General features: G+C 52.7%; 10 protein-coding genes and 1 pseudogene. All 11 read left to right on the forward strand.

What is annotated here, in order from left to right:
- Positions 1-120: 120 nt before the first annotated feature.
- Positions 121-894, forward strand: coding sequence for a DeoR/GlpR family DNA-binding transcription regulator (locus tag A9G06_RS10205; protein ID WP_005339356.1), 774 nt, complete (start codon positions 121-123; stop codon positions 892-894).
- Between the two features lie 56 nt (positions 895-950).
- Positions 951-2,783, forward strand: a complete 1,833-nt coding sequence (gene glmS, locus A9G06_RS10210; RefSeq protein WP_005355853.1) for a glutamine--fructose-6-phosphate transaminase (isomerizing) — start codon at positions 951-953, stop codon at positions 2,781-2,783.
- Between the two features lie 140 nt (positions 2,784-2,923).
- Entirely contained in the window at positions 2,924-3,751 is an 828-nt protein-coding gene (locus A9G06_RS10215; protein ID WP_069555165.1) for a heteromeric transposase endonuclease subunit TnsA, read from the forward strand.
- Positions 3,735-5,819 (forward strand): Mu transposase C-terminal domain-containing protein, encoded by a 2,085-nt coding sequence (locus tag A9G06_RS10220; RefSeq protein ID WP_069555154.1) that lies wholly within the window; start codon positions 3,735-3,737, stop codon positions 5,817-5,819. Before A9G06_RS10215 ends, A9G06_RS10220 begins: the two co-directional genes overlap by 17 nt.
- A complete protein-coding gene (locus A9G06_RS10225) occupies positions 5,820-7,490 on the forward strand; it encodes an AAA family ATPase (RefSeq protein ID WP_069555155.1) in 1,671 nt (556 codons plus the stop codon). It begins immediately after the preceding gene.
- 2 nt (positions 7,491-7,492) lie between these two features.
- Positions 7,493-8,998 (forward strand): TnsD family Tn7-like transposition protein, encoded by a 1,506-nt coding sequence (locus tag A9G06_RS21930; protein ID WP_069555156.1) that lies wholly within the window; start codon positions 7,493-7,495, stop codon positions 8,996-8,998.
- A complete protein-coding gene (locus A9G06_RS10235; protein WP_069555157.1) occupies positions 8,998-10,596 on the forward strand; it encodes a Tn7-like element transposition protein TnsE in 1,599 nt (532 codons plus the stop codon). Before A9G06_RS21930 ends, A9G06_RS10235 begins: the two co-directional genes overlap by 1 nt.
- A 105-nt stretch (positions 10,597-10,701) precedes the next feature.
- A complete protein-coding gene (locus tag A9G06_RS10240) occupies positions 10,702-11,103 on the forward strand; it encodes a transposase (protein WP_069555158.1) in 402 nt (133 codons plus the stop codon).
- Positions 11,100-11,447 (forward strand): IS66 family insertion sequence element accessory protein TnpB, encoded by a 348-nt coding sequence (gene tnpB, locus A9G06_RS10245; protein WP_069555159.1) that lies wholly within the window; start codon positions 11,100-11,102, stop codon positions 11,445-11,447. The genes A9G06_RS10240 and tnpB overlap by 4 nt, the downstream gene beginning before the upstream one ends.
- A gap of 30 nt (positions 11,448-11,477) precedes the next feature.
- Positions 11,478-13,028: pseudogene (locus tag A9G06_RS10250) on the forward strand (IS66 family transposase).
- Between the two features lie 173 nt (positions 13,029-13,201).
- Positions 13,202-14,108 (forward strand): MBL fold metallo-hydrolase (locus A9G06_RS10255; RefSeq protein ID WP_139126208.1); only part of this gene is annotated, 907 nt, incomplete at its 3' end.

The following is a 14,108-nucleotide window of genomic DNA, read 5'->3' on the forward strand; positions in this document are numbered from 1 at the left end:
CATCCTCGTCGCAAATTGGCACCCCATTCTGGCATCGAACCAAATCGGATCCTATTTGCTGTTTTATTTTTCCGAAAAAGGGGCTAATATTTCGATGTTCTTTCGAATCGAAACTTAAAAATGACCAAACGTAATACTCAACAACGCCGTCACACCATAGTGACCCTGGTACAAGAGCAGGGTGAAGTGAGTGTCGACGCCCTCGCCAAACACTTTTCTACCTCCGAAGTGACCATCCGTAAAGATCTGGCGGTACTGGAGACCGGCGGTCTGCTGCTGCGCCGTTACGGTGGTGCTGTCCCTTTGCCGAGCGAGATGGTGGTCGAGGCCAATCCAGAACAAGTTTCGAACCGAAAGTTAGCCATTGCCCGCGCGGCGGCCGAGCGACTGCGTGATCACAACCGCGTCATCATCGACAGCGGGAGTACCACCAGTGCCATGATCCCCATGCTGGGCAACAAGCGCGGCCTCATCGTGATGACCAACTCCCTCAATGTGGCCGGTGCCCTGCGCGAGCTGGAAAATGAGCCTACCCTGTTAATGACCGGTGGCACTTGGGACCCTCACTCCGAATCCTTTCAGGGGCAGGTGGCGGAACAGGTGCTGCGCTCCTACGATTTCGACCAGCTCTTTATCGGTGCCGACGGCATCGACCCGGAGCGTGGCACCACCACCTTCAACGAGCTGGTGGGCCTGTCGCGGGTCATGGCCGAGGTGTCGCGGGAGGTCATTGTGATGGTCGAATCGGAAAAGATCGGCCGCAAGATCCCCAATCTCGAACTTCCCTGGTCGAGCATCCATACCCTGGTGACCGACGAGGGGCTGGCCAGCGAGGCCAGAGAACAGATTCAAGCCCAGGGGGTGACGCTTATCTGCGCCCCGGTCACTTGCTGACATTGAGCTCTGAACCATCCAACTGACTTTACGATTCGCATCTCAAGGAGAAGTGTATGTGTGGCATCGTCGGGGCTGTTGCCCAACGTGATGTGGCTGAAATTCTGGTAGAGGGCCTGCGCCGTCTGGAGTACCGCGGTTATGACTCAGCCGGTGTGGCCGTGTTCAGCGCCAACCAGCCGTTGCAGCGGGTTCGCCGTCTGGGCAAGGTGGCCGAGCTGGCCAAGGCGCTCGATGAGCAGTCCGTCCATGGTGGTACCGGCATCGCCCATACCCGCTGGGCCACTCACGGCGAGCCTTCCGAGCGCAATGCCCACCCCCACGTCTCCGAGCATATCGTGGTGGTACACAACGGCATCATCGAGAACCACGAAGAGCTGCGGGAAGAGTTGAAGGCGCTGGGCTATGTGTTCAGCTCCGACACCGATACCGAGGTGATTGCCCATCTGGTCCATCACGAGCTGAAGAGCGCCGGCAGCCTGCTGGCCGCCATGCAGACTGCGGTGAAGCAGCTGCGCGGTGCCTACGGTACCGTGGTGATGGACAGCCGCGACGACAGTCGCGTGGTAGTTGCCCGCTCCGGTTCACCGCTGGTGATCGGCCGCGGTATCGGCGAGAACTTTATCGCCTCCGACCAGATGGCGCTGCTGCCGGTGACCCGCCGCTTCATCTTCCTGGAAGAGGGGGATGTGGCCGAAGTGACCCGCCGTGATGTGCACATCTTCGATACCAACGGCAACGCCGTGGTGCGTGAAGAGCAGGAGTCCGAACTCTCCCACGATGCCGGTGACAAGGGTGAATACCGTCACTACATGCTCAAGGAGATCCACGAGCAGCCCAAAGCGATCACCAACACCCTGGAAGGGCGTCTGGGCAGCGATCACGTGGTGGTCGAATCGTTCGGCAACGGCGCACGCGCCATCTTTGACAAGGTGGAGCACGTGCAGATCGTCGCCTGCGGCACCTCCTATCACTCCGGCATGGTGGCTCGCTACTGGTTCGAAGAGATCGCTGGCGTCTCCTGCGATGTGGAGATCGCCTCCGAGTTCCGCTATCGCAAGTCGGTAGTGCGCCCCAACAGCCTGCTGGTGACACTCTCCCAGAGTGGCGAGACCGCCGATACCCTGGCCGCCCTGCGTCTGGCCAAGGAATCCGGCTACATGAGCTCGCTGGCTATCTGCAACGTGCCTGGCTCCTCGCTGGTGCGTGAATCGGATCTGGCCTTTATGACCCGTGCCGGTGCCGAGATCGGCGTAGCCTCCACCAAGGCGTTCACCACCCAGCTGGCTGGCCTGTTGATGCTGGTGGCCTCGGTCGGTCACTGTCGTGGCCACCTGAGCGCCGCCGCCGAAGCCGAACTGGTCAAGGCGCTGCAAGCCCTGCCGCTGCGTATTAAAGAGAGTCTGGCGCTGGCCAAGGATATCGAAACCCTGGCCGAAGAGTTTGCCGACAAGCAGCACAGCCTGTTCCTCGGCCGTGGCAGCCAGTACCCCATCGCCATGGAAGGGGCGCTCAAGCTTAAAGAGATCTCCTACATCCACGCCGAAGCCTATGCCGCTGGCGAACTGAAGCACGGCCCGCTGGCGCTGATCGATGCCGAGATGCCCATCATTGTGGTGGCGCCGAACAACGATCTGCTGGAGAAGCTCAAGTCCAACGTGGAAGAGGTGCGCGCCCGTGGCGGTATCCTCTACGTGTTCGCCGATGCCGATACCGGCTTCAAGAGCGACGAGACCATGCGGGTCATGAACCTCAACCATGTGGAAGAGGTGATCGCCCCCATCGTCTATACCGTGCCGCTGCAGCTGCTCTCCTACCACGTTGCCCTGATCAAGGGCACTGACGTGGACCAGCCGCGCAACCTGGCAAAATCGGTTACCGTCGAGTAAGTCACTCTCTCAAATGAAAAATGTATGCGAGCAATAAAGATTCACACCAAGTAATAAAGAATCATACTAAGTAATAAAGTTGCACACTAAAGCCGCCCTAGCTAAGCTCAATTTATGAGCCAATGGCTGGGCGGTTTTTCATGACTGGGAAAAAGTACGTCAACACCGAGTTGCAGAATCAGAAGTGGCTGCGTGATGGGCGAGGTAGTGGCCACGGGTCTGATTACAAACCATGGCTAACGGTCAGGGATCTATCCTCTCAAGGGCGTTCACATCGTGTATTTGGCCATAAATCCCAACGAACCCATCATTTGCTGTCAGATCTGGAGTTGGCCGTATTCCTGCTTTTGGAGTGGCATCGTTCAACTGTAGATATTCGTGAGCAATTTCCTCTTCGATTGGAAGATACCAAGGCCTTGGCTTTGGAGTCCGGGATAGGTCACCCATCCGTTTGCGGCGTTTTGCAAGTGATGAGTTCAGATTTCCTCGTCAACACCACTAACGCCAGCCAGCCAAAATTTGCATTGCAAGCCAAGTATGCAGAGGCACTGAGTGATGCCAGAACCATTGAGAAATTGGAACTGGAACGTCGCTATTGGTTACAAAAAGGTGTTCCCTGGTGGCTGATCACGGAGAAGGACATTCCCGGCGTGGTCACGCAAAACATCAGTTGGCTCTATCCAGCACAACGGGATGAGATAGAGATTGATGTCCTGATGGAGCGAGCTGCGTTTTATCAGCATCACTTTCAGAATGCCCCAAGGAGAAGCGTAATTGAGGTGGCCAAACAGCTGGATACGGCCTATCAGCAGCCCATAGGGCAATCACTATTGGAGATTAGGCAGCTACTGGCTCAGCGTTGTTTCCTGTTCGACATTTTGACACCAGTAACCAAGTTGAAAGCCGGGGATTTGCAGTTAGAAAATATTGAGGCGATGTCAGGAGCGTTACGTGTTTCGAATCAATGAGGTTATCTGTGTTGAAGGTCTGACCTACCGCATTCTGGCTGAACAGCAGGATGAAATAGTCTGGATTTCTCTGGATGACGAGTCGGCTTTTCCTTCACTGGTCTCACGACAGATATTGCTGGATGCTATCGATAACGAAGTACTGCAACGGATCGAAGACCCCTATACCAAGCTTTACTATGAACAACCCGATGAGGGAACAAAGGCAAGAGAGCTACGTGATAAAAATTACCAGCTTATCCAACCGCTGATAACCAATCCAGAATGTCTTTTTCCCAGGGCCAGAACAAGAGCGGTAAATGAGATTGTCTCCACTCAAAGATCAACAAAACAGACTCTTTACCGGTTAGTCCGTCGTTATTGGCAGCGGGGGCAGACGCCGAATGCTCTTTTACCTGATTATAAAAACTCAGGCGCGAGGGGAAAGAAGAGGGTTTCAAAGGGTGGAAAACTTGGTCGTCCCAGACAGATGGTTGCGGGGGCCGGAGTCGTCGTCGATGAGCATATAGAACGACTTTTTCGTACTGCTATAGAAAAACACTATCTGATCAACAACGGTAAATCTTTCGTTGAAACTCACAATCGTTTCAAGGGGATGTATCAAAACTATAACCCAAGTGTTCCAGAATCGGAGTTTCCTACTATTTGGCAGATGAAACACTTCTTCAAGAGGGAATACTCCCAGGTTGAAAAACTGCAGAAGAGAATCAGCAGGATAGATTACAACAAGGATATCAAGCCATTACGGGCAACAGCGAACACGCAAGCCCTCGGCCCCGGGTCCCGATATGAGATTGATGCAACGATAGCCGATATCTATCTGGTTTCCGATAGCGACCGACAAAACATAGTGGGTCGGCCTATTGTCTATATGGTTATTGATGTGTTTAGCCGCATGGTAGCCGGTTTTTACATCGGTTTTGAGAATCCCTCCTATGTGGCAGCCATGCAGACTCTGTCGATGGCCATGACTGACAAGATCAAGTTTTGCCAACAGTTTGGTATAGAGATTGATGAATCTGACTGGCCGGTTGCAGGTATCCCAGATGCAATATTAGCTGATCGGGGCGAATTGCTGGGCTGTCAGATCGAATCTCTGGAAAAAAGCTTCTCTACCCGGATTGAGAATACGCCTCCCTTTCGGGGTGATTGCAAAGGGATAGTCGAGCGTTTTTTCAGAACCATACAAGCGGTATTCAAACCTTTTGCTCCCGGAGTTGTGTCTGGCACCACAATAAAGAAACGGGGAGGAAAGGATTACCGGTTGGATGCGTTGCTTAATATCCATGAGTTCACATCCATCATTCTGTCAGCCATCTTGTTCCACAACCGATACCACGTGCTTGCAACCTATGATCGAGATATCGATATGCCTACCGATTTGCCTATGACGCCATTATCGCTATGGAACTGGGGATTGCAGCATAGGTCTGGGCGGTTACGGATGGTTCCTGAGGATGCTCTCCGGGTTAGTTTGCTGCCGAGAACTCAGGCGACTATCTCATCTCTGGGGCTCCGCGTCTTTGGAGTGTATTACACCTGCCAAGAAATTCTCAAAATGGGGTGGTTGCATAGGGGAAAGGATGTCTCCAGGCCAGAATCCGTAGAGGTTGCTTATGATCCAGCTGTTGCTGATGTTGTCTATTTGCTTCCTCGACAAAACAGCGCTGAATATTGGGTGTGTGGATTAACCGATCGTGCCCGAGAGTTCCGCGGTTGTTCTTTCTGGGATGTATGGTTAATAACCAAACAACAGAAGGTCGTTGTGGCAGAGGGTAAGCTGGTTGCTGATCGTGAGAAGCGAAAGGTTGATGACTTGATTGACTCAAAAATTAAGCAAGCGAAAGCTCAGGTTAAAGCCGAAGGCTCATCGGAAACGTCAGATCGCCAGCGCATTGCCGCTATCAGGGGTAATCGAGCCAAGGCGAAGGACGAAGAGAGAAAACGCGCTGAGCCGGTAACAAAATCCGAGCCAGCAACTGTCCCAGCAACCGTAATACCTCTTTCTCCAGGTACGGATGACTATAAGTATCCGGATTATATCGACGAGCTCTTCAAGGACGATTAGATGGTATTACCAGCCAATATGGCCAAGGCCGTCTATAGCGACCCAGGCATAGAACAGTACCGTGGCAATCCTCTGATAGAGGCGTTGCCACCTATCATGACCACACAACAGATAAAGCAGGGGTTAAGCGGCTCCATCAAGTTTGATCCAAAGGATATCTATGTTGATGGCCCTTGGCGTGTTCATGTGATATCCCAGTTACTGGATGACTTTTTCCAACCGATAAGCCGCCACTTACAGTTGGAATCAAAATTATCCATTATGATCCGGCAGGGATATGTCGGACGTAACCTTAGTGATGGTTCTTTGAATGCACATCTGCAAAATGGCTATGAGCGGGTCATGTCTGGAGAGCTGGGTGTCTTTCGGTTCGAGCAAGTTAAATCGACCGCTCGCAGCCTGTCGCTGATCGGGTGCTCTGGATCCGGAAAAAGCAGCACGATCAACCGGATATTGGCGACCTACCCTCAGGTGGTCTACCACGAGCAATACAACTTTACCCAGATCGTCTACCTGAAGCTGGATTGCCCCCATGATGGTTCACTGAAAAGCTTGTGTCATCACTTCTTCAGGGCTATCGATGCGGTGCTGCATACCGACTATGAACGCAAGTATGCACTCAAGCGCCATAGTGTTGAGACGTTGATGGCGTTGATGAGCCAAATCGCCAATGTGCATGCAATTGGGGTGCTGATTATCGATGAGATTCAGCATCTGAGCATGAGTCGCTCCGGTGGGGTGGAGAAGATGCTCAACTTCTTCGTGACGTTGGTGAATGTGATCGGCTTGCCTGTTGTCATGGTTGGCACACCCAAGGCGAGACCCATCTTTGAAATGGATTTGAGGTCGGCAAGGCGTGGAGCCGGTTTTGGGTCATTGCTCTGGGAGCCGATGCAGGCAACCAAGCCCAGTGTGGATCCGGCAACCAACCAGTTCAAACCCACAGAGTGGATGGCCTTCACCGATAAGCTTTGGCAGTACCAATGGCTGCAACGACGAGAGGAAATCTTGTCTGATGAGGTACGGGAATGCTGGTTCGAGCTGTCTCAGGGGGTGTTGGATATAGTGGTAAAACTCTTTGTTCTTGCCCAGTTACGAGCCATTGCCACCCGTATTGAACGGATCACCCCTCAGTTGTTGCGACAGGTTTATGAGGATGAGCTCAAGCCTGTTCATTCCATGTTGGCGGCTTTACGCTCCAGAGATCCTGAGTTAATCGCCAGATATTCGGACCTGAGTATCCCGGACATAGACAAAAAGATCCTGGCGTTGAGTACCAAGATTGATGAGGCCAAAGCTTCTCAGGACTCACATCAGAATCGTTATGGTAGCAATGAGCAGGCCATCCGCTTGCATAACCTGCTTGTGGGGATGGACTGTCATTCTGAATTGATTGTGCCGTTAATTGAACGCGCTTTTAGCTCATATCCCAATCTGTCCGTCAGAGAGTTGATGCCCATTGTTCTTGATTGGTACAACTCGGATGAAAAGACAGAGAAAAAGACTAAGCCAAAACTTGCTGGCATTGGGCAGAAGGAGTGGCACACGCTGCACTCCGATGACCTGCGTTTCAAATTTTCCCAATGTGGCAAGGGCAACCACCTCTACCCTGTATTCAAGAAAGCTGGACTCACCTTCGATGTGGATGATTGGTTGAGAAGGATGGGTTAGCCGTGCTGAACTTTCCGGTTCCCTATCCCGATGAGCTGATTTACAGCTTGGTGGCCAGAGCCGGAATACATCTGGGGTTAACCAGCCCCAAGCAGTTGCTGGATGAGGTTTTTGCAAACCGGCATGTCATTGCAACGGTTGATCTGCCCAATCATCTGGCTCCTCTGGTCCAATTATTACCGGAGAGTATGGGGCTCGATGTCGCTCGTTTGGCTTATCTGAATACGCTATTTCCTCTTTATGCCCCATTTACCACTGAAGAGCGCAGGCGTTACTGTCTTGAGCTGATGGGCGGGGATTCGCAAGGCGGCATTCATCTGATCCTGGGGGTAGCTGCATCCCGAATTAAACAGTCTCACGCCCTGCGCTACTGTCCGCAATGTTTGCAAAATCAGCGCAGCGGCCATGGCGAATACTACTGGCAACGGCAATGGCAGGTGATGGGGGCTGATTGTTGTCTGGTGCATGGTGGTTTACTGGAGGCAAATATTGAGCGCCATGCTTACCATCGCCACCAGTTTGTTGCTGCCTCCCCGTTAGTTTGTCCCCGACTGCCCCAGCCTGTAGCGGATGCGCGTGCCATCCGGATTACTCGCCAAGTGATTTCTTTGTTGCAACGGCAACCTGATACTTCGCCCTCGTTTTCTCAATGGAGTGCTTTTTACCATCAGCTCGCTAATTTGGTGGAGTGTGCCAAGGGTCGGTACGTAAAACAGGAGACTATCCACGAGCTTGTAATGGCTCGCTGGCCGGCTGATTGGTTAGAGCAGCATGGATTGATGCTTAATAACGATTCGGGTAATTGGTTGCAGGCTATCTTTCGCAAGCACCGAAAATCTTTCAGCTATCTGGAACATATCGTTGTCCTGGATAGCCTGTTGCCTGAGTCTTGGGACATGGCCACAGTGCTGGACGAGGTACAGAGCATTCCAACGGACATTTATGCTTTTGATCCCTGTCCTCCAGATGAAAAGAACGGCCAATCGGTAGAGTATCGGGCCAGATGGCAGCAGTTGCTGGAAAACCATGGGGTGAAGCAGACCCGTTTATCTCATCAGGCGTTATATGCTTGGCTGTACCATCATGATCGTCGTTGGCTTCTGGAGTTTAACAGGCAGAACCACCAGAGCAGTGTTAGAGAAAATCAGCGGGTCAATTGGCCACAAAAGGACCGTGTAACTTGCCGCCAGTTACTCAAAATCCTCAATGTGCATGAGTCGAGTTTAGATTGCCCCCGGCTATCTAGGCGATGGTTTCTATCAAAGCTTTCATCAAGCGCGATGATTGAGAAGAACCTCAGCAAAATGCCACTTACAAGCTTGTTTTTGCAGCGATATTGTGAAGATATAGCAGATTATCAAATTCGTCGTTTGGCTCTTGCTGCCAGACTGTTGGTGCAGAATGGGCATTTATTGCGCCGGTGGCGACTTCTTCGTTTAGCTGGCTTGAGTGATGAGCGGTTAACCTCGTTGGCTGATGACCTATTGCGAGATGTGTTGGGGGACTGATGCAGGATATCCGTTTTGAAAAGGTGTCTGACGATACCACCATATTGGCGATTGGTTCGCTTTTTCGACGGATTGATAACTCCCAATGGGGAATCAATCTGGATCTATCTCCCAAGGCGGCAACTGCTTCATTGAGGCTCTCGAATATCCCGGTTCTAGCCCGTAAGCGAGTATTGAACCCGACTCAGGATCATAAGCCTGCAGGATATCATCTCGTTTTTACTATCGATAACACGGGAACTTGGCAAAGAAAGAAACTGGGTGATTACCCGGTTGCGTCAGTGGTTCGTGCTATGGACAAGCGCCAACACTGTTTCTGTTTTCTTGCCAATGACATAGAGATTTATCTTCCCCAAATGGAATTGGCGCGAGCGTTGCTGCTGCATGATGGTTACCTCTCTCGTTCAGCGATGGATCCGGATTGTCTGAGAAGTGAGTTTTCGATTGAACTCGTCAGTCCCGATGTTGCCCGAGTGAATGTGTTGCCTTCCTCCAGCTATCCCCTAAAGTCTCTTGATGACTATGAGTCGCGGCGCCTATTGAGTTGGATCTTGATCGACCCCGACGCCCGAGCTTCCTACGAGAGCATCGGTCGCTATCAGAAGCTGAACGGTTATGAGAAAGGGGGATATCGGAAATGGGAGTTCGAGTTTACTCCCCCGCCTCTGCCATCCGTCTCTTTTGAGGTCTGGGGCCGGTTTGATAAACAAACCAGAAGTATGCTGGTTTACGAGATTTCCAGTCTGAAAAATATCAAGGCTGCTATCCCTGATGAGGTCCAGTTTTTCCATCCCAAGCTGCGGGAGTATGTACGTGGGGAGGGGGAAGGCTCGGTGCGCTTGGTAGGTGAACGACCTCATATTCACTCGGTGCATGATGGTGTGGAAGCCAACGCGGATACCTCACCAGTGTTATTACGGGCGCCAGCCGTAGTCTTTGAGTTTTCCAAGGCCTTCAATACACGCAAGGTTGCCGAGAAAAAGCAGGAGGGCGCAAAGGGCAAGGCTGATGAAGAGTTAGGATCTCTGGCTTCAGCCGATGTCAGTACAGAGGAGTCAGTTGTTGGCGGTGTGCTGCCCTGCGCCGAGTGGACTGCCGAATCGGATGACACTGATGATCTTCACCTCTACGCCAACAAGTTTGATTGTTTTGGGACAATGCTGGATCAGTTGGTCACAGCTCATGGTTGCGTGATTAGATCCAAGCAACTGCGCAAGTTACCAAAACTCTATCGATGCAACCGGCATCTGCTTCTGGATGGTAATCCGAGATGCCTGGCTGTTGTCGAAGTGGAGTCGCAGAACCGGATTTTTCATATCCTTGAAGTGGATACCTCAGATGGGATCTGCTCCCTATCAACCCAATTATTGAGGCTGACATCTCAGCAGGGGTGGCAGGAGCAGCTTAGATTATTGGAAGAAGAGCTAACCCAGAAATCACTGCATTGGCCAAGCAAGCGGCTGAAGGCGCTGTGTGGTAAGGATGGCTATTCTGGCATCCCTCATCCGCAGACTAAATCGGTTGATAAGGGCAAGTTGCCCGAGGGGTCGATAGAGCATTGGGCTGCAAGGTTTCATAGTTGGATGGCATCAATCTAATGGTATAGAAACATCAGCCAATAGTAAGCGTCAGGCCAGTACCGTCTGGTGAATCGTGGCAGTTGTGGACAAAGTAGTTCCCACTAAAAAGTAGTGGGAACCAACATGGTGTACACCAATAGCCGTACCAATAGCAGCCGTAAAGGCAGAGCAAATTACTCGCGAGAATTCAAACAGCGACTTGTCGAGGCTGCCAACCAACCCGGCGTTTCCGTCTCAAAACTCGCACAGGAGCACGGGGTCAATGCAAACCTCTTGTTCAAATGGCGACGTGATGCCAAAGGCGAAGCCCCTGCGTTATATCCCATCGAACTGGTGTTGCCCCCTTCATCCACGGAGCTCTTCTTGCCTCCGACCCCGCTGCCCGAAACGCTCACGCCAGAGACAGCCCCTGAACCGACACCATCCGGCACCATCGAGATAAGACTGGGGCGTGCAATGGTCGTCATTGATGGCACCGTCGATACCAATGCATTGCGAATGATCCTGGAGACCCTGCGCGTATGATCAATCTTCCTACTGGCACCCGGATCTGGATCGTGGCCGGTATCACAGACATGAGAAACGGCTTCAATGGGTTAGCATCGAAAGTGCAAATGACGTTGAAGGATGATCCCTTGTCAGGGCATGTCTTTATCTTCAGGGGCCGCAACGGGAGTCAAGTTAAACTCCTCTGGTCTACCGGTGATGGTCTGTGTTTACTGACCAAAAGGCTGGAGCGGGGTCGGTTCGCCTGGCCATCGGCTCGGGATGGCAAAGTCTTTTTAACGCCAGCACAGCTCGCCATGCTGCTGGAGGGAATAGATTGGCGCCATCCAAAGTGTCTGGCTAACTCATTGACCATGTTGTAAAAAGTGATCCCCCATGTAAGATGCATGGGTATGGAAAAATCACTAGCCGACGAAATCCTGCGACTGAAACGACTCCTGGCCGAACAGGAGTCACTCAATCGTGTTTTGCATGCCAGGTTGGAAGAGCGGGAGCGCGAAATAGAACGCCTGCTTGCGCAGCTCGACAAGCTGCGGCGTATGTATTTTGGCAGCCAGTCCGAGAAACTCGCTCGTCGTATCGCTCAGACCGAAGCGCAGTTGAAAATACTCCAGCAAGAGAGTGACGCTATCACCGGCCGGGTGGATGACCCAGCAGTACCTCGGCCACTTCGCCAGACACGCACTCGCAAACCCTTCCCGCAAGCGCTTCCCCGCGATGAGCATCGCCTGTGTCCAACAGAGGCTGTCTGCCCGGAGTGTGGTGGAACGCTGGCATACCTTGGAGAAGATACTGCTGAGCAGTTAGAGCTGATACGCAGTGCCTTCCGGGTCATCCGAACGGTTCGGGAGAAACACACCTGCGGGCAATGCGATTTCATCACACAAGCGCCAGCCCCATCACGCCCTATCGAGCGGGGTATCGCCGGGCCTGGCTTGCTGGCTCGGGTACTCACTTCCAAATATGCAGAGCACACTCCACTGTATCGCCAGTCGGAAATCTATGCCCGTCAGGGTGTGGAGCTGAGCCGCTCTGTGCTCTCTGGCTGGGTGGATGCATGTTGCAGATTGCTGTCACCGCTGGAGGAGGCGCTGCGGCAGTATGTGCTGACCGATGGCAAACTACACGCAGATGATACCCCGGTACCGGTACTGCTCCCTGGCAATAAAAAGACAAAAACAGGGCGTCTGTGGACGTATGTACGCGATGATCGCAACGCTGGCTCCGAACAGCCGCCAGCCGTCTGGTTCGCCTACTCTCCCGATAGAAAGGGAGTCCATCCGCAAAGCCATCTTGCCGATTTCAGCGGCGTCCTACAGGCAGATGCCTACGCAGGATTTAATGAGCTATATCGTGAAGACCGGGCAGCCGGCACGATAAAGGAAGCGGCTTGCTGGGCTCATGCCAGGCGAAAGATCCATGATGTGCATATCCGGACGCCATAGGACAACACACACGAAGCCCTCAAACGAATTGGTCAGCTTTACAGCCTTGAAGCAGAACTGCGCGGCATGTCGTCAGAGCAACGGCTGGCAGAACGAGAACGGCGGGCAAAGCCCTTACTGGAAGCGCTGGAAATCTGGTTACGGGATAGGATGCAGTCACTCTCGCGTCACTCCGAGTTGGCCAAGGCCTTCGCCTATGCCTTGAATCAGTGGCCAGCACTGACGTATTACGCCGAAAACGGTTGGGTAGAGGTGGACAACAACATCGCGGAGAATGCGCTACGGCTAGTGAGCTTGGGGCGAAAGAACTTCTTGTTTTTTGGCTCGGACCATGGAAGTGAACGGGGAGCCTTGTTGTACAGCTTGCTCGGCACCTGCCGGTTGAACGGTGTGGATCCGGAGCATTACCTGCGGCATGTGCTGACTGTGATCGCAGACTGGCCGGTGAACCGGGTCGGCGAACTGCTGCCATGGCGTGTTGCTCTGCCCACGGAATAACCTGTCGCCCCTGTCAATACGGCCTTCGCTGTACGCTTACAGCCAATACGATGACAGTCTACGTTTGAGACATCCTCTCTTGCTATATCTCGTATACTCTAGCTTTGTATCGGCCCGTCATGATGGCGGCAGTAAGACGTAAGGTATAAATCGGCCAATGATAAGGATCATGTATGACGATGAGAAACGTAGTGGGCAGGCTCAGCCTGATTGCGATAGCGATCACCTCGCAAATGGCCATGGCTTATGACTACAACACCAAGGCCAAGGAGGCGACCCCTTTTACCAAGGAGGCCAATGAGCGCGTCTATCAGGCGCTTGACTTTAGCGACCAGCAGGCATTTGCCGATGCCGATCGTGGTTTTATTGCCCCATTGCTCAACAAAGGGGATATCGCAGGGGTGTTTAGTGCCACGGCCATGAACTATGTACAGGGCAATAAAGCACCTGCTTCGGTTAACCCCAGCTTGTGGCGCCATGCCCAACTGGTTAACCGGGGGGGGCTCTACAAGGTGAGTGAGCATATCTATCAGGTTCGCGGCCAAGATCTCTCAAATTTGACCATCATAGAGACCAACGAAGGGATGGTTTTTTATGATGTGGAATATTCAGGTAAGGCCCTAAAAGCCTCCATTGAGCTGTATGAACAACATCGTGGTAAACGGGCGCTCAAGGGAGTGATCATTTCCCACAGCCATGCCGATCACTTCGGTGGGTTTGGCGGCATTTACGAGGCCGGGCTGGCGACCCCCGAGGATGTGAGCAGCGGCAAGTTGCCGGTACTGGCACCCGAAGGATTTGTGGAAGAGGCTGTCAGCGAAAATGTCATGGGCGGCAATATCATGGCGCGTCGCGCTGGTTATCAATACGGCAACGTACTCAAGGTTAACGAGAAAGGGATCGTAACCAGTGCGTTGGGCCCCGCCCTGGCCAATGATGCCTCCTCGCTTCCCATTCCCAACCATTTCATCACCAAGGACAATGAAACCGTCAATATTGATGGGGTGGACTTTGTCTTCTATCTCGTGCCACACACCGAAGCTCCCTCAGAGATGGTCATGTTTATACCCCAGTGGGGTG

This window comes from Aeromonas sp. DNP9, assembly GCF_001728955.1.
In the GTDB taxonomy this organism is placed as follows: domain Bacteria; phylum Pseudomonadota; class Gammaproteobacteria; order Enterobacterales; family Aeromonadaceae; genus Aeromonas; species Aeromonas veronii.